This window comes from Streptomyces sp. NPDC020489, assembly GCF_044386545.1.
In the GTDB taxonomy this organism is placed as follows: domain Bacteria; phylum Actinomycetota; class Actinomycetes; order Streptomycetales; family Streptomycetaceae; genus Streptomyces.
The window spans coordinates 347,747-367,066 of record NZ_JBIRUZ010000003.1 but is presented as its reverse complement, the minus strand read 5'-3'; the positions used below and the strand labels follow the sequence as shown (position 1 = coordinate 367,066).

Annotated in this window: 15 protein-coding genes; 5 read left to right on the top strand and 10 right to left on the bottom strand. The window is 73.2% G+C overall.

Annotated elements, in window-relative coordinates; genetic code table 11:
* Nucleotides 1–138 precede the first annotated feature (138 nt).
* Nucleotides 139–1,002 carry a phosphotransferase enzyme family protein gene (locus ACH41F_RS08700; RefSeq protein WP_398833951.1) on the top strand — a complete coding sequence of 288 codons (864 nt, stop codon included), beginning with the start codon at nucleotides 139–141 and terminating at the stop codon, nucleotides 1,000–1,002.
* A 96-nt stretch (nucleotides 1,003–1,098) separates the two neighbouring features.
* Here ACH41F_RS08700 and ACH41F_RS08695 read toward each other — a convergent pair whose 3' ends face one another.
* From ACH41F_RS08695 to ACH41F_RS08680, 4 genes are all read right to left on the bottom strand, one after another.
* A complete protein-coding gene (locus ACH41F_RS08695) occupies nucleotides 1,099–1,821 on the bottom strand; it encodes an exonuclease domain-containing protein (protein WP_391233905.1) in 723 nt (240 codons plus the stop codon).
* Nucleotides 1,822–1,955: 134 nt separating this feature from the next.
* On the bottom strand, nucleotides 1,956–3,197 hold the full coding sequence (locus ACH41F_RS08690) for an SAV2148 family HEPN domain-containing protein (protein WP_391233904.1): 1,242 nt from the start codon (nucleotides 3,195–3,197) through the stop codon (nucleotides 1,956–1,958).
* A gap of 114 nt (nucleotides 3,198–3,311) precedes the next feature.
* Entirely contained in the window at nucleotides 3,312–4,634 is a 1,323-nt protein-coding gene (locus ACH41F_RS08685) for a copper amine oxidase (protein WP_398833948.1), read from the bottom strand.
* Between the two features lie 55 nt (nucleotides 4,635–4,689).
* Nucleotides 4,690–5,529: a Tat pathway signal sequence domain protein gene (locus ACH41F_RS08680; RefSeq protein ID WP_398833947.1), complete on the bottom strand. Its 840-nt coding sequence runs from the start codon at nucleotides 5,527–5,529 to the stop codon at nucleotides 4,690–4,692.
* 191 nt (nucleotides 5,530–5,720) lie between these two features.
* On the opposite strand from ACH41F_RS08680, the gene glgX reads away from it, so the two are divergent.
* Nucleotides 5,721–7,838, top strand: a complete 2,118-nt coding sequence (glgX, locus tag ACH41F_RS08675; RefSeq protein WP_398833945.1) for a glycogen debranching protein GlgX — start codon at nucleotides 5,721–5,723, stop codon at nucleotides 7,836–7,838.
* On the opposite strand, the gene ACH41F_RS08670 is transcribed toward glgX, so the two are convergent.
* A complete protein-coding gene (locus tag ACH41F_RS08670; protein WP_398833943.1) occupies nucleotides 7,835–8,170 on the bottom strand; it encodes a hypothetical protein in 336 nt (111 codons plus the stop codon). The two genes, glgX and ACH41F_RS08670, sit on opposite strands and share 4 nt — an antisense overlap.
* Before the next feature lie 120 nt (nucleotides 8,171–8,290).
* Here ACH41F_RS08670 and treY point away from each other — a divergent pair, with 120 nt between their 5' ends.
* Entirely contained in the window at nucleotides 8,291–10,642 is a 2,352-nt protein-coding gene (treY, locus tag ACH41F_RS08665) for a malto-oligosyltrehalose synthase (protein WP_398833941.1), read from the top strand.
* A 349-nt stretch (nucleotides 10,643–10,991) separates the two neighbouring features.
* On the top strand, nucleotides 10,992–12,242 hold the full coding sequence (locus ACH41F_RS08660; protein WP_398833939.1) for a M14 family zinc carboxypeptidase: 1,251 nt from the start codon (nucleotides 10,992–10,994) through the stop codon (nucleotides 12,240–12,242).
* A 25-nt stretch (nucleotides 12,243–12,267) separates the two neighbouring features.
* On the opposite strand, the gene ACH41F_RS08655 is transcribed toward ACH41F_RS08660, so the two are convergent.
* From ACH41F_RS08655 to ACH41F_RS08645, 3 genes are all read right to left on the bottom strand, one after another.
* The gene (locus ACH41F_RS08655; RefSeq protein WP_391233898.1) at nucleotides 12,268–12,690 is read right to left on the bottom strand and encodes an SSI family serine proteinase inhibitor; all 423 of its coding nucleotides are present in this window, start codon (nucleotides 12,688–12,690) and stop codon (nucleotides 12,268–12,270) included.
* Entirely contained in the window at nucleotides 12,687–14,093 is a 1,407-nt protein-coding gene (locus tag ACH41F_RS08650; RefSeq protein WP_391233897.1) for a M14 family zinc carboxypeptidase, read from the bottom strand. Before ACH41F_RS08650 ends, ACH41F_RS08655 begins: the two co-directional genes overlap by 4 nt.
* Nucleotides 14,094–14,191: 98 nt before the next feature.
* The gene (locus ACH41F_RS08645; protein WP_391233896.1) at nucleotides 14,192–14,743 is read right to left on the bottom strand and encodes an FHA domain-containing protein; all 552 of its coding nucleotides are present in this window, start codon (nucleotides 14,741–14,743) and stop codon (nucleotides 14,192–14,194) included.
* A 185-nt stretch (nucleotides 14,744–14,928) separates the two neighbouring features.
* Between ACH41F_RS08645 and treZ the strand changes: the two genes are divergently transcribed.
* On the top strand, nucleotides 14,929–16,674 hold the full coding sequence (treZ, locus tag ACH41F_RS08640; RefSeq protein ID WP_398833936.1) for a malto-oligosyltrehalose trehalohydrolase: 1,746 nt from the start codon (nucleotides 14,929–14,931) through the stop codon (nucleotides 16,672–16,674).
* Between the two features lie 366 nt (nucleotides 16,675–17,040).
* Here treZ and ACH41F_RS08635 read toward each other — a convergent pair whose 3' ends face one another.
* Entirely contained in the window at nucleotides 17,041–17,976 is a 936-nt protein-coding gene (locus ACH41F_RS08635; RefSeq protein ID WP_391233894.1) for a phosphotransferase, read from the bottom strand.
* A gap of 48 nt (nucleotides 17,977–18,024) precedes the next feature.
* Complete coding sequence (locus tag ACH41F_RS08630; protein ID WP_398833933.1) at nucleotides 18,025–19,152, bottom strand: M24 family metallopeptidase; 1,128 nt, start codon at nucleotides 19,150–19,152, stop codon at nucleotides 18,025–18,027.
* Nucleotides 19,153–19,320 lie beyond the last annotated feature (168 nt).

The following is a 19,320-nucleotide window of genomic DNA, read 5'->3' as shown; positions in this document are numbered from 1 at the left end:
AGGCACCGCGCATACGCCCCGACCTGTACGAATGCGAGACTGGCCGCTGGATGGCGGGAAGTCGACGCCGGGTGCGCGAGCGCATCGGCACATCCGGGACATCCGGCACGGGCAGGGACGAGGACACGGAGGCGGACGATGGACGAGGCACGGGCGCGGGAGGTACTGGCCGCGGCGGGGGTGCTGCCCGGGCCGGCCGACGGGGCGCGGCTGCTCGCGCTGGGCGAGAACGCCGTGTTCGCCGCCGGTGACCTCGCCGTCAAGGTGGGCCGTGACGCCGAACTGCTGGACCGGGCGCGCCGGGAGCTGGCCATCGCGGCGTGGCTCGCCGAGGCGGGCGTACCGGCGGTGCGGCCGGCCGAGCCCGAGGCGCTGCTCGTCGAGGGGCACCCGGTGACGGTGTGGCACCGGCTGCCCGATCCCGTACGACCCGCCGAGCCCCGCGATTTGGCCGAACTCCTACGGGTGGTCCACGCCCTTCCCGCGCCTCCTTTCCCGCTGCCGCCCCGAGAGCTGCTGGGCGGCGTGGAACGCTGGCTGCGACTCGCGGGCGCCGCGATCGACCCCGCCGACGCGGCGTATCTGCGCCGCCGCCGGGACGGTTTCGCGGCGGCCGCCGCCGCGCTCACCCCGCAGCTGCCGCCCGGTCCCATCCACGGCGACGCCCTCCCCCGCAACGTGCACATCGGTCCCGACGGCCCGGTCCTGGTCGATCTGGAGACCTTCTCCGCCGACCTCCGCGAACACGACCTGGTGGTCATGGCCCTGTCCCACGACCGCTACGGGCTGGAGGACGGGGCGTACGACTCCTTCACCGAGGCGTACGGCTGGGACGTGCGCGAGTGGGAGGGCTGCGCGGTGCTGCGCGGCGCCCGCGAGACGGCGAGCTGCGCCTGGGTGGCCCAGCACGCGCCGGGCAACCCGCGGGCGCTGGCCGAGTTCGAGCGGAGGGTGGCGTCGCTCAGGGACGGGGACGAGACGGTGCGGTGGTATCCGTTCTGAGGCGGATCCCCTTCGGGGGCAGCGGAGTCGGCGGGCCTTCAGGACGAGGTCGCGCCGGAGATGGCCGGTTCAGAGGGAGCGGGGGCGCCGCGTCGCTCACACCGTCTCGTCCGCCGGTTCCCTGAGCGGCCACGTCCCGTCCACCACCGCGTCGGTCTCCCCCTTGCGGCGCAGGAAGCTCTGGAAGTCCGCCGCCCAGTGCGCGTACCACTCGATCTGGCTGCGGTGCAGTTCCGCCGGGCCGAGGGCGGCGACCTTGGGGTGGCGGTCGGCTATCGCGCAGGCGAGCCGGGCCGCGGCGAGGGCGTCGGCCGAGGCGTCGTGGGCGGCGTCGAGCGCGACTCCGTACTCCGTGCAGACCGCTTCGAGGTTGCGCTTGCCGCGGCGGTAGCGGTCGACGGAGCGGTCGATCGTGTAGGGGTCGATGACCGGCGCCGGGTCGCGGCCGCCCAGCCGGTCGCGCAGCGAGGGCAGTCCGTACCGACGCAGCTCCGCGGTGAGGAGCGTGAGGTCGAAGGCCGCGTTGTAGGCGACGACCGGGACGCCCGTCTTCCAGTAGGTGGCGAGGACATCGGCGATGGCGTCGGCGACCTGGTCGGCGGGGCGGCCCTCGGTGGCCGCGCGTTCGTTGCTGATGCCGTGGACCGCCACCGCGTCCGCCGGGATCTCCACGCCCGGGTCCGCCAGCCACTCGCGGTGCCCTATGGGCTGCCCCGCCCTGACCTCGATCACGGCCCCCGTGACGATGCGCGCCTCGCGCGGATCGGTCCCGGTCGTCTCCAGGTCGAAGCCGATCAGCAGCTCCTGGTGCCAGCCCATGCGGCGGCCCCCCTTCTTGGTGGTGCTTTCCCCCAGTGGTCTCCACGATCGCATGCGCCACTGACAATCAGAGGACCGCGTGCGCCACCGGCACCACAGGACCGCGTTCCGCCGGCCTCCCGCGTCGGGTTCTTTCAGGACACCGGCCGCGAATCGGCCCAAGCCGTCTCGAACTCCTCGCGGTACGTCGGGAAAAGGCCACTCTCGTCGATCTCGCCCGGCTTGACCACTTTGTGCCCGTTGCGCAGCACCAGCACCGGAGCCTCCATGCCGCGTGAGCGCCGCAGGTACGACTGCACGACGGCGATCCCGTCGGTGCCGTCGCCGTCCACGAGGTAGGCGGTGAAGCGAGGTGTCTCGTCGTAGACCTGGATCTCGAAGGCGCCCGGGTCGCGCAGCCGGGACCGCACGCGGCGCGTGTGCAGGATGTTCATCTCCACGGCCCGGCTCAACTCGCCGCGTTTCATGCCGAGTTCGCGCTCGCGGCGTTTGACCGCGCTGGAGGCGGGGTTGAGGAACAGCAGCCGCACCCGGCAACCGGCCTCGGCGAGGCGCACCAGACGGCGTCCGGAGAAGTTCTGCACCAGGAGGTTGAGGCCGATGCCGACCGCGTCGAGCCGACGAGCGCCGCCGAAGATGTCCTCGGCCGGGAACTGGCGCAGCAGCCGCACCCGGTCGGAGTGCACGGCGACCACGTCGGCGTACCGGTCGCCGACCAGGTCCTCGACCGCGTCCACGGGCAGCCGCCGCGCGGACGGCACGTCACCGCCGGCGCCAAGTATCTCCAGCAGCCGTGCCGAGGCCCGCTCGGCCTGGCCGAGGACGGCCTCGGACAGGGCACGGTTGCGGGAGACGACGTTGCGGGTGACCTCCAGCTCGTCCAGGGCGAGTTCGACGTCCCGGCGCTCGTCGAGGTAGGGCTCGAAGCACGGCCAGTGCTGCACCATCAGCTCGCGCAGCTGCGGCAAGGTCAGGAAGCTGAGGACGTTGTCGTCGGCGGGGTCGAGCAAGTAGCCCTTGCGGCGGCTGACTTCGCGGACGGCGACCGCCCGCTGCACCCATTCCTGTCCGGCGGGGCCGGCCGCGGCGACGACCCAGTCGTCGCCGTGGACGGGTTCGTAGACGGGGCGCAGAACAGCGGCCACGACCGCGCGCAGCCGCTGTTCGACGAGGTTCAGCCAGATGTAGGCCCGCCCGGCCCGTTGGGCGCGCGTACGCACCTCGCGCCAGGCGTCGGCGTTCCAGGCCAGCTCCGGCCCGATGGAACCGGCCGCGTCCATGGGCCGTGCCAGCGACACCGTGCCGGCCGGGACGTCTGCGGAGTTCCCCTCGTGACCCTCGTCACCAGGGGGCAGCTCCAGCCCTCCCGAGCCCACCCACGCACCGCCTTCCGCTCCCCCGGGCACCCCCGGAGGTCTCACCCCACCAACGATCAAGGAAGGGTACTCCGGGAGCGGTCGGCGGTGCAGCCGGATGGACAGGGTCGTTGCTCAACTACCGCCGTTCCAGTTGCCGTTCTGCCCGGCGAGCGCGGCCGGAGTGAGCGGATTCATAGCCGTGACGTCCCGCGGGGCGATGGAGAAGCCCTGCCAGTGGACGGGCATCGGCTGCTGGTCCTCGTCCCGGGCGATGTGGTGGAAGCCGATGTTCATCCAGACCACGGGCTGGGTGAGGGCCTGTCCGTTGACGAACTTGTCGACGGAGGCGCCCGATCCGGTGGCGCAGCCCGGCTGGTTCTCGCTGGCGTACTTCTCGCACGCCTTGTACTGGGTGAAGTACACGTCGTGCTTGGTGAAGGGGCGGCCGACGTACTTGCTGGTGGGGCCGGGGACGAGCTCGTAGGAGCGCGGGTGGCCGTCCTTGTTCTTGCCCACCGAGCTCACCACGCGCCACCAGCGCATGTTCTTGAGGTCGCCCGCGAGTTCCTTGGTCACCTTGGTGCGGGTGGTCTTGGCGGTCGGGCCGTTGCCGGTGCCCGCCGGGGCGCTGACCGTCGAGTCGTACTGCTCGACGTTCGCCTTGGAGGCACCGTCGAGGGCGAAGTCCAGCTTCCAGAAGACGTTGTGGCTGTGGCTGTCCGCCTTGCCCGCGGCGCCCTTGCCGATCGGCCAGCTGCGGCCGTCACCGGCGTCGTAGTCGTAGGGCGAGAGGCTGCCGGTCGCGCCGACGTTCATGTGGACGGTGCCGTCGTCCTGGAAGCGCCACTCAGTGATGTACTCGTACCAGTCGACCTTGTTGACCGTGTAGACGAGCAGGTCCTTGCCCTGGGCCTGGTAGACCTTGTTGCCCTGCTCGTAGTTCATGAGGCGGTAGGCGTGACCACGGGACTTCGTGGTGGTGCACAGACCCTTGATGTTCGGGTCCTCGTAGTACGACGTGTTCTTGACCTTGACCGTCTTGATCGTGCCGCCGGGGCACTCCGCGGCGGTCATGTTCATCAGGCCGTCGCCGAAGTTGTACCGCGTCAGGTCGTTGTACTCGGCCCTGCCGTCGTCGTACGGCACATGGATCTGGGCGAGCCGGGCCGCGTTGAGGACCTTGATCGGCTTGGTCTCGCCGGGCGGCTGGTAGGAGATGTCCTCCAGGACGACCCCGGCCTTGCTCTCGAAGCGCCAGCACATCCGCCAGGTCGTGCCGGAGGCCAGCTTCTGCTCGATCTGGTAGGCGGCACTGCAGTCGGCGGCCGCCGCCGGGGCGGCCTTCGGCTGGGCGGTGGCCGGGCCCGCGCCGGTGGTCACGCCCGCCGCCAGGGCGGCGACGGCGAGGCCCAGTGCCGTCCGCCTGCGGGCACGGCTGTCTCTGTTCACGCGCATGAAGAGGTGACTCCCTCACAGGAGAAGCAAGTAGGAAAAGTGGACGGACCGATGCTCAGCCGCGCTGGATCTCGAGGACCTTGCGGGTGCTCAGGTCGATGACCAGGTCCCGGGTGTCGATCCATGGACCGTTCTTGACCTTCGAGGTCAGGGTCGCGCAGCGGTGCTCGCCGCAGGCGGTGAGCGCGGCGGGCCTGATGCCCGGGTCGGCCCGGAAGACCATGCTGTTCAGCTGGAGCTGGTCCGGCGAGGTGAGCGCCTTTCCGGTGGCGTCCTTGTAGTCGCCCTTCAGCCCCGCGGACAGCGGGTCGGCGAGCAGCAGTTGGGCCGCCTCGACGGTCTCGGCACGGCTCAGCGGCGGCTGTACGCCGTGGTGCTCGGCAGTCCCCTCGACCTTGCCGGTGTCCAGGTTGACGGTCCGGGTGACGAGGGTGTCGTCCTTGTAGTCGTAGTACGTCACGTCCGCGCGTCGCGGCGCGTTCGGGTCGTCCAGCTCGGCCGCCTCGGGCTCGGCGAGGTCGATGCTCAGCTGCTGCGGGCCGCGGTCCCCGTCGACGTCCTCACTGGCGTTGAACAGCTGCCGGCTGAGGGCGAGTTTCGCGACCCGGTCCATCTCGTCGTCGGTCAGCGGGTCACGGCCCGTGCCCTTCTCGCCCTCGGCGGGGGCCTCCTCGACGACGCCGGGCGCGGCGGCGGCCGAGCCCTGGGCGTCCTGCCCCTGTCCTTCCCCCTGTCCCTGCTGGGCGGCCGTCCGGCCCCCCGCGTCCGTTCCTCCCGTGTCGTCGGCCCCGGCCGTGCCCGGCAGGGTGATCCCGACCATCACGGCGGTCGAGGCCACCGCCATGGCCGCACCGGCCACCACCTTGCCCAGGTGGCGGCGCACTATTTCGCGCACGTCTTCCCCCTACTCCCCCTGGTCCACGGGAGTATGTGATTGCCCCACAGATATGTCGTGCCACGTGCGTACACGCGTGCACATAGGTCAATCAGTAAGAGGGACGTAAGTCATAGGTGGTTCCATCACTTTCGGGGAGACTCGGAGGCAAGGCGCCACGGCGGCGAGCACGAGCTGAAAGAGTCGTATCCATGCAGGTCTGGCCTGGAGAGGCATATCCACTCGGTGCCACGTACGACGGCGCCGGCACCAACTTCGCGGTCTTCACCGAGGCCGCGAACCGAGTAGAGCTGTGTCTGCTGCACGACGACGGCTCGGAGACGGCGGTGGAGCTGCGGGAGAGCGACGCTTTCGTGCGGCACGCGTATCTGCCCGGCGTGATGCCGGGCCAGCGCTACGGGTTCCGGGTGCACGGCCCGTACGCCCCCGAGCGGGGGTTGCGCTGCAATTCCGCGAAGCTGCTCCTCGACCCGTACGCGCGCGCGATCAGCGGGTCCATCCAATGGGGCGAGGAGGTCTACGGCTACCACTTCGGCGCACCCGACAAGCGCAACGACCTGGACTCCGCCCCGCACACCATGAGTTCGGTCGTGGTCAACCCCTACTTCGACTGGGGCGACGACCGGCGTCCGCGCACCGACTACCACCAGACGGTGATCTACGAGGCCCACGTCAAGGGCCTCACCATGCGTCACCCGGGCCTGCCCGAGGAGCTCCGCGGCACCTACGCCGCCCTCGCGCACCCGGCGATCATCGAGCACCTGACGGAACTGGGGGTGACCGCGTTGGAGCTGATGCCGGTCCACCAGTTCGTCAACGACCACCGTCTGGTCGACATGGGGCTCAACAACTACTGGGGCTACAACACCATCGGCTTCTTCGCCCCGCACAACGCGTACGCCTCCTGGGGCGACCGGGGCCAGCAGGTCCTGGAGTTCAAGTCGGCGGTGCGGGCGCTGCACGAGGCCGGTATCGAGGTCATCCTGGACGTGGTCTACAACCACACCGCCGAGGGCAACCACCTGGGCCCGACGCTGTCGTTCAAGGGCCTGGACAACCCGTCGTACTACCGCCTCACGGACGATCCCCGCTACTACATGGACACCACGGGCACCGGCAACTCCCTGCTGATGCGCTCCCCGCACGTCCTGCAACTGATCATGGACTCGTTGCGCTACTGGGTCACCGAGATGCATGTCGACGGCTTCCGCTTCGACCTCGCGGCGACCCTGGCGCGGCAGTTCCACGAGGTGGACCGGCTGTCGTCGTTCTTCGACCTGGTGCAGCAGGACCCGGTCGTCTCCCAGGTGAAGCTGATCGCCGAGCCGTGGGACGTCGGCGAGGGCGGCTACCAGGTGGGCAACTTCCCACCGCTGTGGACCGAGTGGAACGGCAAGTACCGGGACACCGTGCGTGACCTGTGGCGCGGCGAGCGGCAGGCGGTCGCGGAGTTCGCGTCCCGGCTGACCGGCTCCTCGGACCTGTACCAGGACGACGGGCGGCGCCCGCTGGCCTCGATCAACTTCGTCACCTGTCACGACGGCTTCACGCTGCACGACCTCGTCTCATACAACGACAAGCACAACACGGCCAACGGGGAGGAGAACCGGGACGGCGAGAGCCACAACCGGTCCTGGAACTGCGGGGCCGAGGGCGAGACCGACGACCCGGCCGTGCTGGAGCTCCGCGCCCGGCAGATGCGGAACTTCATCGCGACGCTGATGCTCTCCCAGGGCGTGCCGATGATCAGTCACGGCGACGAGTTCGCCCGCACCCAGCGTGGCAACAACAACGCCTACTGCCAGGACAGCGAGCTGGCGTGGGTGCAGTGGCCGGAGGAGGGCGAGGTCTTCGGCGATCTGCTGGCCTTCACGCGCGCGATGGTGGGGCTGCGCCGGGACCATCCGGTCTTCCGCAGGCGGCGCTTCTTCCACGGCCGGCCGGTGGAGGGCACCCGCGACGAGCTGTCGGACATCGCCTGGTTCACGCCCGAGGGCAAGGTGATGACCCAGCGGGACTGGGACCGGGTGCAGGCGTCGGCGCTGTCGGTCTTCCTCAACGGCAACGCGATCTCGGAGCCGGGCCCGCGCGGGGAGCGCATCAGCGACGACTCGTTCCTGCTGATGTTCAACGCCTCGCACCGCACGCTGGACTTCGTGGTGCCGGCCGATCACGGCCGGCAGTGGGAGATCGTGGTCGACACCGCCCGCGCGGACGGCCGACCGCCGGGCACGGGGGCGAAGGTGCAGGCCGGGGAGCGGCTGACCCTGGTGGACCGGAGCATGACGGTGTTGCAGCGCCCGGTCTAGCGACCGCGGCCGGGCACGCGCGCGGGGCGCGTGCCCGGCCCCTTCCGGGTGTACGACGTCGGCCGCGCCGTCGGTGCGACCGCGCGGGCGGGCGCCGCCGCCAGGATCGCCGTTCCCTGCGCCGGGGGCGCGACCGCCAGGATCGCCGTTCCCGCCGCCGAGGCAGGGCCGTACGCCTCGGCGCGGCGCCCGGTGCCCGCGACCGCGAGGGTCTGCGTCGGCCAGCGCGCCGGCCACCAGCGGGACCGCGCGGCCCGGGGCGTACGCCGGACGGGTTCCCAGCGCGGCGAGGCCGACCGGAGGACCGCGCTCGTGAGCAGCGGGGCGGGCACCGCGACGACCTGGCGATCCGTGCGCCCCCTGCTCCCCGTCGCTCGCTGCCGACCACGCGTGCGTGGGGCCGTGCGGGCGGTGATGACACGAAAGGCGGCGGGGCGGGTACGTAGGTCTGCATGACATCTGCGCGTCGCGACCCGGTGGTGCCGACCGCCACGTACCGGCTACAGCTCCAGCCCGACTTCCCCTTCGACGCCGCGGCGGCGGCGGTGCCGTATCTGGCGTCGCTCGGCGTCTCGCACCTGCACCTGTCCCCCGTCCTCGAGGCCGTCCCCGGCTCCGGCCACGGCTACGACGTCGTGGACCACGCGCGCGTGCGGGCCGAGCTGGGCGGTGAGGAGGGCCTGCGCGCGCTGGCCCGCACCGCCCGGGAGCACGGCCTCGGCCTGGTGGTGGACATCGTGCCGAACCACATGGCCATGGCCCCGCGCCACAACCACGCCCTGTGGGAGGTGCTGCGGGAGGGCCCCAAGTCGCCGTACGCCCGCTGGTTCGACATCGACTGGGAGGCGCAGGGCGGGCAGGTGCTGCTGCCGGTGCTCGGCGGACCGCTCGGCTCGGTCCTCGGTGAGCTGCGGGTCGACGGCGACGTCCTGCGCTACTACGACCACGTCTTCCCGCTGCGCGAGGGCACCGAGGAGCTGCCGTTGCCGCAGCTGCTGGACGCGCAGTGGTACCGCCCGGTGTGGTGGCGGCTGGCCCGTACCGAGCTCAACTACCGGCGTTTCTTCAGCATCTCGGAGCTGATCGGGGTGCGGGTGGAGGACCCGGAGGTGTTCGAGGCCACCCACGCCAAGATCCTCCAGCTGCTGCACGAGGGGGTCGTGGACGGACTGCGGATCGACCATCCCGACGGGCTCGCCGACCCCGACGGCTATCTGCGGCGGCTGCACGAGGCGACCGGCGGCCGCTGGACGGTGGTGGAGAAGATCCTCGCCGACGGGGAGCCGCTGCCGGCCGCCTGGCCGGTGGCCGGCACCACCGGGTACGACGCCCTGCGGCACGTCGACGGGGTGCTGACGGACCCGGCGGGCCTCGGTGAACTCCTCGGCCACTACCGGAGGTTCGCGGCCCCGCAGCCGGACCGCGGCGGGCACTGGGAGGCGACCGTGCGGCGGGCGGCGTACAAGGTGCTCACGCACGAGCTGGCCGCCGAGACCGAGCGGCTGACCCGGGTGGTGACCCGGCTGTGCGCCACCTCCGACGAGCCGGCGCTGCGCGACCGCGCGCCCTGGGCGCTGCGCACGGCCCTGCAGGAGCTGTTGGTCCGGATGGAGGTCTACCGGCCCTACGGCTCGGTCGACGCCGCGTCGGTCGTCACGGAGGAGGCCGCGGCCGAGGCGAGGCAGGCGTTCGTGGTGCCCGAGGAGGCCGGGGCGGTGGACGTGGTCCGCGATCTGGTGCTGGGGCGGTGGGGCGACGGGCCCGAGCAGGTGGAGTTCGCGACCAGGTTCGCGCAGACCTCCTCGGCGCTGCGGGCCAAGTCCGTGGAGGACACGGCGTTCTACCGCTATGTGCCGCTGCTGTCGGCGACCGAGGTGGGCGGGAACCCGGGAGACCCGGCGGTGTCCCCGGACGCCTTCCACGCGTACTGCGCGCGCGTGCAGCGCGACTGGCCGACGACCGGCACGGTGGTCTCGACGCACGACACCAAGCGCAGCGCCGACGTCCGCGCGGCGCTCGCTGTGCTCACCGAGTGCCCCGGGCGCTGGGCCGACGTGCTCGCCGAGGTGACCCGTGACGGCGAGGGCGTGCCGGACGCTCAGCTGGCCTGGGCAGCCTGGCAGACCGTGTTCGGGCTCGGCCCGGCGAGCCCGGAGCGGGTGCGGGAGGCGCTGTTGAAGCATGTGCGCGAGGCCGGGCTCCACACGAGCTGGACGGAGCAGGAGCCGTCGTACGAGGAGGCGGTGGCGGCGTTCGTCGCGGCGGGCCCGTGCGGGGCGCCCGGCGAGCGCGTGGCGGCGTTGCGGAGCGCGCTGGAGCCGTCGGTCCGGGCGAACGTGCTCGGCACGGCGCTGCTCCATCTGACGATGCCGGGGGCGCCGGACGTCTACCAGGGCACGGAGGCCGAGTACCGGGCGCTGGTGGACCCGGACAACCGCCGCCCGGTGCGGTTCCCGCCGGAGGAGCCCGGCGAGAAGGGCGCGCTCACCGCGGCGGCACTGCGTCTGCGCGCCCGGCGTCCGGCGGCCTTCGGCGACTCGGCGACGTACGCCCCGCTGTCCGCCGAGGGTCCGTCGGCGGCGCACTGTCTGGCGTTCGCGCGGTCCGGGGACGTCGTCACCGCCGTCACCCGGCTGTCGCTGCGGTTGGCGGAGGCGGGCGGCTGGCGCGAGACCGTGCTGCCGCTGCCGCCGGGCCGATGGAGCGATGTGCTCACCCCGGGACGGGAGTTCACCGGGCAGGTGCGCGTGGACGAGCTCTTCGCGGAGCTGCCGGTGGCACTGCTGGAACGCCTCGACGACTGAGCCGCTGCCGAACTTTTGCCGGGCGCGGGGGACTTCGCCGTGCGCCGACCCCGCCGCCCGGGCCACCGGCTCGTGACCGCGCGCGCTCCCGGAGCCCGGGACGGACGGAGGGCGCACGGCGACGGACGGCGGCGCGGGCCCGTGCGTCGCCGTGGACGGCCCTCGCCCCGGGGCGGCGGGGGCGCGCCGGGCCCCATCCGGCCCCGCCCTCCCCTGCCGGCACCCACGGTCCTCCGCGCCCGCGGTGCGTGCCTCCGGGCGCCCCCAGGAGGCTCCCCCGTCGCCTGCTTGACACTTCACCGAGGGCGTGGGGTACTGCGGATTGCCGAGCCGGTCGGACGTGTCGGGGGTGAGTCTCCTGCCGGAGCTGCGCTACCCCTCAGTGCCCGAAGTCGTCGCCACGGCAAGGGTGTTGGCCGCGCGTCGGCCCGCTCTGTGCACCCTGCGAGAGGTCGGCCGGTCCCGGGCGGGCAGGCCCCTGCACCTGCTGTCCGTGGGCCACGCCCGACGTGCCGTGCTGGTCGTGGCAGGCGCCCACTCCAACGAACCGACCGGCGGCGCGACCCTGCTCCGGGTCGCCGAACGCGTTCTGAACGAGCGGGAGTTGAGGTCGGACACCTCCTGGCACTTCCTGCTGTGCGCGGACCCCGACGGGGCGAGCCTGCATGTCACGCCGGCTCCGCGCAGCCTGTACGAGTACCACCTCGGGTTCTTCCGGCCCGCGGGCCACGAGCAGCCGGAGTGGTCGCCCGCGGTGCTGCCGCCCGACCGACTGCCCCCGGAGACCCGCGCCCTGACCGGCGTCATCGACGAGCTGCGCCCCTACCTCCAGGTGACCCTGCACGGCACCGATCTGGGCGGCAGCTGGGTGCAGTTGACGAAGGACATTCCCGGTCTCGCGGAGCCGTTCGCCACGTCGGCGGCGGAGCTGAACATCCCGGTGGAGACGGGCGCCTCGGACGCCGCGGGCTGGCCCGCGTCGGGGCCCGGTGTGCATGTGATGCCGGCACCGGGCGCGGGGGCGGCGTACCCGAGCATGCCGGACGACGCGCGCAGCAGCACCTGGTACCACGCCCACCGGTACGGCGGTCTGACCGCGATCGTGGAGGTGCCGATGTGGGCGAGCGACCTGGTCGACGACCCGGCCCCGCATCCGGCCCCGGCGGTCGCGCTGCGGCGCCTGGCGGCTCGGCTGCTGCGGGACACGGCACAGGTGGAGCGGGCGCTGCGGGACGCGACGCCGCGGCTGCCGGACGTCGACGGGCCGCTGCTGCGGGCCGCCCGGTGGAGCCTGGAGCTGGTGCCGGGGCTCGCCGCGGACTGGACGCACACCCCGCCCGCCGACGACTCGCGCGCGTACGTGGGCAGTGTGGACGCGTTCGCGCGCCGACTGCCCCTGCGGGCGGCGTCGATGCTGCTGCGGGTCCTGATGGCCCACGACGACCGGGCGGCGCCGGGTCTGGAGCGGCTCGTGGCGGCCTGGAGCGAGACGTTCGCGGACCGGTTCCGGGCCCGCTGGGTGCCCTTGGAGCACCAGATCGAGCACCAGTCCCGCACGGTGGTGGCGGCAGCGCTCCACGCGCGCGACCGGACCGCGTGAGCGGCACCGCCCCACCGGCCGCGGGTCAGCTGTCGAGCGCGAACAGCGAGCCGGTCCGGCCTGCCATCGCACAGCCGTTGGAGAAGGTCTGCGTGTAGTCGACCGGCCGCCCGTTCCACTGTCCACGCGCCTGTGCGGTCACCGGGGCGTAGATCATCGGGCAGTAGGCGGCCCGCATCGGCAGGGCGGTGATGTCACCGTTCACCCCCGCCAGTTCCGCGCAGGCCTGGGCGGCCCTGTGGTGCCCCTGGGGCGGGTCGCACAGCAGCAGCGTGCCGCGTGTGTCGCTGGAGCGGGCGTCGCCCTTGGTGACGGTGAGGAAGAGCCAGTTGCCGGCGCGGAGGTCCGGGGGCGCCGCCGCCTGTGCCTGGGTCGTACCGGCGGCGAGGAGGGCGGCCACGGCGAGCAGGGTGCCTCGTACGGCCTTCGATGCGGTGCAGTTCTTCATTCCCGGTGCATCGGCACGGCGGCCGGGGATCCCCAGCCCGACTCACTCGAACGGGAGCGCACGCGCGCGTGCCGCCGGGCCAGTTCGAACACGGTCTGCACCACGCGCGCCTGGTACTCCACCTGGCGGGCGACGGGGATCCAGCGCGCCCCGCAGTCGTCGCGGTAGCCGGCGCACCACTCGTCGATGAGCCGGTCCAGCTCGGGCAGGGCGCCGGCCGGGTCGGCCCCGGCGCCCGTGACGAGCTGGTGCAGCAGCCCCGCCGTGCGCAGGACCAGGCGCCGCCCGGACAGGCGCAGGGCGGTCAGGTGGCCGTCGCTGAGGGGCGGCATCGGACGGGTGCCGTCGGCGACGTCGGGGTCCCAGGAGTCGGCGATGCCGGGGCAGACCAGTAAATAGTCGTCGACCGGTGCGAGCAGCCGCTCCGCGTCCGGGGCGGCGGCGATGTAGGGGCGGACGCGGGTGAACAGCCGTTGCAGGCGCTGGGTGTCGTGGCGCAGGGTGCGGCTGATGGCGCGCAGCACGGCCGCCGCGTCGGAGGGCGCGGAGGCGTCGTCGACGGCCGGCACGCCCCACATGGGCGCCTCGACGATCGCGGTCACCGTGCCGTAGCGGTGGGGGTGGTACCAGGTCGACTCGACGGCGGCCTCGGTGATGGCGGCCGCGAAGTCGCCCCGGCGCGGTGGCGGGATGCGGAAGACGGCGGGGCCGAGGGCCGGCCAGTACAGGGTGTCGTACGGCCCGAGTTCGCGGGGGATGCCGAAACGCGCCGCGTGCTGGGCGACACGGCGCGCGAGGCCCGGCAGGTCGTGGGTCAGTTCGACGAAACCGCCGCCCACGTCGACGCCGTGCAGGGAGCACTGGAGGAAGGGCCGCAGTTCGTCCTGGACCTCGAGCAGGGCGCGGGTCTCGGGCAGCGCGGCGGCGTCGGCGCCGTCGGGCAGCCACTCGGGCTGTTCGAGGAAGCCGGGCCGGAAGAAGTGACGGAAGTGCCGGCCGAGGGTGTACGGGCCGTGCAGCCAGCCCTCGTTGCGGCGCAGGCCGTCGGGGTCGAGGCAGAGCAGCAGGTTCCAGGTGGCGTCGGCGCCCTCGGTGAGCGAGGGGTCGGCGAGGGCGCGCTCGGCGAGCCGCAGGACGGTGCCGCCGCCCACGGGTTCGTTGGCGTGCGGGCCGGCGACGACGAGGGCCTGGCGGGTGCCGTGGCCGACGGAGAGCAGCCACAGGGGGGTGCCCGCGCGGGACGTGCCGACCTTGCGGAGGCGGGCGTCGCGGGGGTGGCGGGCGACGAGTGCGGCCGCCCGGGCGCCCAGCTCGTCGACCGTCGGGTAGCGGAGGAGTGGCGGCAGGGCACACCTCCACGAAAGTGGTGCCGTCGATTCACCTGATGTGCATGGTGTACGCACAGTGAGTCACGACTTGTGGGGTACGTCAACACCGCCGACGAGAAAGGGATCTGAGGCCTCGACAGGACGTAAACCCCAGGCCAGAGCTAAGGTTCGGCTCACTCGGAGGAGAGCCGGAACCACATCCGCCCGAAGCCGATCTGGTCGCCCTCCCGCACGACGGCGGCGCCGATGACTCGCCGTCCGTTGACCGTGGTGCCGTTGGTCGAACCGAGGTCCCGCAGCACCCACATGCCGCCCTGCCGGCTCAGCTCCGCGTGCACCCGGGACACCGTCTCGTGGCTCAGGCGAAGGCCGTTGGCGGGGTCGCGGCCGATGCGCAGCGGGTAGCCGTTGCCCGGGTGGGGCAGCAGCAGCTTGGGCAGCCGCTCGGCCTGCCAGGCGCGGCGCAGCCGCTGGGTGAAGCCGGAGACCGCCTCCACGGAGCCGAAGACGACCCGGGAGAAGCGGCTCTCGGAGGGCAGGTCGGCGGTGAGCGCGGCGAGTTCGTCCGAGCGGCGGGCGGCGAGCGCCAGCTCCATGCGCCGGATGAACGTGTCGTGCGACAGCCGCCCCAGAGCGACGCCGTCACGGAGCACCTTCAGCGCCTGGTCGCGCTCCGCGTCGGACAGCCGCGCGGGGTACGTGTTGAACTCGAAGGACGACGTCACGTTCGTGATTGTCGGTCAGCGGGCGCCGGGTGTCCAGAAAACGTGGAGAACGGCCGCCCGCTCCCGTGAGCGACGCCACCTGCCACGACACCCGCCGCACGAGGGAGGATGCGAAAGCGGCTCGGCCTTGTTTGAAGCACCATGGACGGGCTACATCACGGTGAGCAGACGAAGGGGAACCGTCCGTGCAGTTCGAGGTGTGGGCACCGCAGTGCGACCAAGTGACGCTCCAGTGCGACGGCGCCACGCGCGCGTTGGAACGCGATCCCGAGCGGCCCGGCTGGTGGCGCGGGGAGGCGGAGGCGCGGGACGGCTCCCGGTACGGCTTCGCGCTGGACGACGGCCCCGTGCTGCCGGACCCGCGCTCACGACGGCAGCCCGACGGCCCGGACGGGCTGAGCGCGGTCGTCGACCACGGGCGGTACGCGTGGCGTGCCGAGTGGTCCGGGCGACCGCTGCCGGGCGCGGTGCTGTACGAGCTGCATGTGGGCACGTACACGCGTGAGGGCACGCTGGAGGCGGCCGCCGAGCGGCTGGAGCACCTGGTCGAACTCGGCGTCACCCACGTCGAGTTGATGCCCCTGTGCCCCTTCCCCGGCCGGCACGGCTGGGGGTACGAGGGCGTCTCGCTGTGGGCCGTGCACGAGCCGTATGGCGGCCCCGAGGGGCTGAAGCGGTTCGTGGACCGGGCGCACGAGCTCGGGCTCGGGGTGGTCCTGGACGTCGTGCACAACCATCTGGGACCCTCGGGCAACTATCTGCCCGTCTTCGGGCCGTACTTCACCGACACCCATCGCACGCCGTGGGGTTCCGCGGTGAACCTGGACGCGCCCGGGTCGGACGAGGTACGGGCGTTTCTCGTGGGCAGTGCGCTGGCCTGGCTGCGGGACTACCGGATCGACGGGCTGCGGCTGGACGCGGTGCACGCGCTGGTGGACACGCGCGCGTGCCACTTCCTGGAGGAGCTGTCGGCCGCGGTGGACGCGCTCGCGGCGGACCTCGGGCGGCCGCTGTTCCTGATCGCCGAGTCCGACCTCAACGACCCGCGCCTGGTGACGCCGCGCGCGGAGCACGGCTACGGGCTGGACGCGCAGTGGAACGACGACTTCCACCACGCCGTGCACACCGCCCTGACCGGCGAGTCCCAGGGCTACTACGCCGACTTCGGGCGCGCCCCCCTCGCCGCCCTCGCCAAGACGCTGTCGGGCGGGTACTTCCACGACGGCACGTACTCCAGCTTCCGGGGCCGGGTGCACGGGCGCCCCCTGGACCGTTCGCGGGTGGCCGCGCACCGGCTGCTCGGCTACAGCCAGACCCACGACCAGGTGGGCAACCGCGCCCAGGGCGACCGCCTCTCGGCGTCCCTCTCCCCCGGGCTGCTGGCGTGCGCGGCGACCCTGACACTGACCGCGCCCTTCACGCCGATGCTGTTCATGGGCGAGGAGTGGGCGGCGGGCACGCCCTGGCAGTTCTTCACCGACCACACCGACCCCGAGCTCGCGGAGGCCGTACGCCGGGGCAGGCGGCGTGAGTTCGCCGAGCACGGGTGGGCGGAGGAGGACGTGCCCGACCCGCAGGACCCGGCGACCCGGGACCGCTCGTGCCTGGACTGGTCCGAGCTTGACCGCGAGCCCCACGCGCGCGTGCTGGCCTGGTACCGCCGGCTCCTCGCGCTGCGCCACGAGCAGGCCGACCTCACCGACCCGGACCTCGCCGACACGAAGGTGGCGTATGACGAGCGGAGCCGCTGGCTGGCCTTCAGGCGGGGGGACGTGCGGGTGGCGGTGAATCTGGCCAAGGAGCCCGCCGCGATCCCGCTGGGGTCCCGCCAGGCCCGCGTGCTGGCCGCGTGGGAGCCGGTGGAGGCACCCGGGGCGGACGGGGTCCTCCAGGTGCCCGGGGAGTCGTGCGTGGTGCTGCTCCAGGAGTGAGCGGTGGCGGGGTGCCTCTGGCTGGGGCGGAGGCGTGTGTGGTGCTGCCTCAGGAGTGAGCGGCGGCGGGACGCCTCCGGCCGAGGCGGAGTCGTACGTGGTGCTGCCCCAGGAAGGTGCGGCGACGGGGTGCCTCCGGCCGGGGCTGGCGTGTGTGGTGCGGCCCCGGCATGAGGGGTGGCCGGGCGCGTCGGCCGAGGCGCTGCCCCGGCAGTGAGGGGTGGCCGGGCGCGTCGGCCGAGGCGGAGTCGTACGTGGCGTTGCCCCCGGGGAAGGTGCGGCGGGCGGCGCCTCCGGCCAGGGCTGGCGTGCATGGTGCGGCCCCAGCAGTGAGCGGTGGCCGGGCGCCTCCGGTCGGGGTGAGGGCTACGGCTCCCCCTCGTCCTGTCTCGGCTCCGTGACCCGCTCCAGCAGGATGGCCTCCCAGGCGTGCCGCAGCTGGGCCCGCAGCTCCGGCAGCGGGGTGGTGCCGCGGCCCTCCAGGCGTTCGGCGAGGCGGGTCAGCGCGTCGCAGCGGGCCAGCCACAGGCCGCGCAGACAGGGGCGGGCACCGTACCCGGCGAGGGTGGCCGCGCGGACGGCGGCGGGCGAGCCGACGGCGAGGGCGAGGCCCGCGATGTCCTCGGCGGGGTCTCCGAGGACCGCGTCGGACCAGCCGAGCACGCCGCGCACCCGCCCGTCAGCGCTGACGACGAGGTGGTCGCCGGTGAGGCCGTGGTGGACGAGGACGGCGGTGCCGGGCTGGGCGACGAGCTGCGCGGCGGCCGGCAGACCGAACTGGTCGAGCCGGCCCGGGTCGAACTCGTCGGCGGCACCGAGCCGTTCGGCGGCGTTCCCGGCCGCGCGGCGGCAGGCCTCCAGGGAGCGCGGGGCGACGCGCGGGACGCCGAGGGTCTCCGCCTGCCGGGCAGGCACCTCGCGCAGCCCCGTGAGCACGGCGGCGAGGTCGGCCTCGCCGACGGCGGAGACCTCGTGCTCGCGCGCGGAGCCGCCGGGGACCAGGGTGTCCAGTGTGTAGGTCAGGCCGGGCGACCACTCACCGTGGGCGACGCTGGTCGGGACGGCCACCGGGACATGGGCGCGGACGAGGTCGCGCAGCCGCAGCTCGCGGCGTTGCCGCCGGGCGGCCTCGCGGTCGGGGGCGAGGCGCAGGACGTGGCGGGCGCCGACCCACCAGGTGGCGGGCTCGGCGCCCTCGGAGACGGGCCGGACCTCGGGTCCGGAGCCGCTCGATGCGTCCTTGAGGAGGGAACGGACCAGCCGGCGGACGGTGTCCGCGGTGGGTGTCGGTGCCTGGGTCATGGTCGCGCCGTACTCACTCGGGGGTGTGCTGGGGCTGCTGTGGGCTGCTCAGTCCACTATGACCATCTCGCGGGTGGTGTCGTTGAGGCGGCGGCCGCCTGTTTCGGTGACGGTGACGATGTCCTCGATGCGCGCCCCGAAGCGACCGGGCAGATACACGCCGGGTTCCACGGAGAAGCACATACCGGGGACCAGGGGCTGCTGTTCGCCCTCGATCATGTACGGCGGCTCGTGGGTGGTGACGCCGATGCCGTGGCCGGTGCGGTGGATGAAGTACTCGCCGTATCCGGCGTCGGCGATGACCGCGCGGGCGGCCCGGTCGACCTCCTGGCAGGCGACGCCCGGCCGCACCGCCCGGAAACCCGCCTCCTGGGCCTCGCGCACCAGGTCGTGGACCCGGCGTTCCTCGTCGGTGGGTTCGCCGACGTGGACGGTGCGGGAGGTGTCGGAGCCGTAGCCGTTCTTCAGGCCGCCGAAGTCGAGGACGACCATGTCGCCGCGCTCGATGACCCGGTCGCCGACCTCATGGTGCGGATGGGCGCCGTTGGGTCCTGAGGCGACGATGGTGAAGTCGACCTGCTCGTGCCCGAAGCGGCGCAGCAGTGCGGCAAGGTCGGCGCCGACCTCGGACTCCCGGCGGCCACCGAAGGCGACGTTCCGGATCTCCTCGAACGTCGCGTCGGCGGCGGCACCCGCGGCGGCCAGGAGTTCCAGTTCCGCCGCGTCCTTGACCGCCCGCAGCATCGGCAGGGCGTCGCTGAGGGAGGCGTAGGAGGTGCCGGGCAGCGCCTTCTGGAGGCCGAGCAGGTGCATCGCCCAGGCGTTGTCGCTGATGCCGAACCGGCCGCCGGCGTCGAGGAGAGCGGCGGCGGTGGCGTAGGGGTCCTTGCCGTCGGTCCAGTCGTGCAGGGTCAGCGCGGGCGCTCCGGCGGCGTGCGCGGCGTCCGGGGCCTCCAGGGTGGGGACGACGAGGGCGGGGTCCTGGCCGGGGGCGAGGACCAGCAGGGTGAGCCGTTCGGTGATCGCGGTCGGGGCGTACCCGGTGAGCCAGACCAGGTCCGGCCCGGGCGCCACGAGGAGCCCGGCGAGTCCGGCGTCGGCGGCCGCACGGGCGGCCCGCTCCATACGGGCCCGGTAGTCGTCGGCGGTGAAGGGCGCGGGCTTGCTGCCGGTCATCCGGGCCTCCCTGGGCGGGTGAAGGGACTACGGGGAGCATCCTGCCCGGACAGCGGGGGCCGCGCGAGCCGGTTCCCGGGGTTTTCGGCGGGGACGGGGGTGCGTGCGAGGCGAGGGAGGAGGACCCGGCCACCGGGTCAGTTCTCCAGCGCCGGGCGGACACCCCGG

Excerpts from the sequence above, each read along its gene's own strand:
- ACH41F_RS08685 (WP_398833948.1), bottom strand. The coding sequence starts at position 4,634 with ATGCGCGTGAACAGAGACAGCCGTGCCCGCAGGCGGACGGCACTGGGC.
- ACH41F_RS08700 (WP_398833951.1), top strand. The coding sequence starts at position 139 with ATGGACGAGGCACGGGCGCGGGAGGTACTGGCCGCGGCGGGGGTGCTG.
- ACH41F_RS08655 (WP_391233898.1), bottom strand. The coding sequence starts at position 12,690 with ATGAAGAACTGCACCGCATCGAAGGCCGTACGAGGCACCCTGCTCGCC.
- ACH41F_RS08695 (WP_391233905.1), bottom strand. The coding sequence starts at position 1,821 with ATGGGCTGGCACCAGGAGCTGCTGATCGGCTTCGACCTGGAGACGACC.
- ACH41F_RS08635 (WP_391233894.1), bottom strand. The coding sequence starts at position 17,976 with ATGACCCAGGCACCGACACCCACCGCGGACACCGTCCGCCGGCTGGTC.
- glgX (WP_398833945.1), top strand. The coding sequence starts at position 5,721 with ATGCAGGTCTGGCCTGGAGAGGCATATCCACTCGGTGCCACGTACGAC.
- treY (WP_398833941.1), top strand. The coding sequence starts at position 8,291 with ATGACATCTGCGCGTCGCGACCCGGTGGTGCCGACCGCCACGTACCGG.
- ACH41F_RS08630 (WP_398833933.1), bottom strand. The coding sequence starts at position 19,152 with ATGACCGGCAGCAAGCCCGCGCCCTTCACCGCCGACGACTACCGGGCC.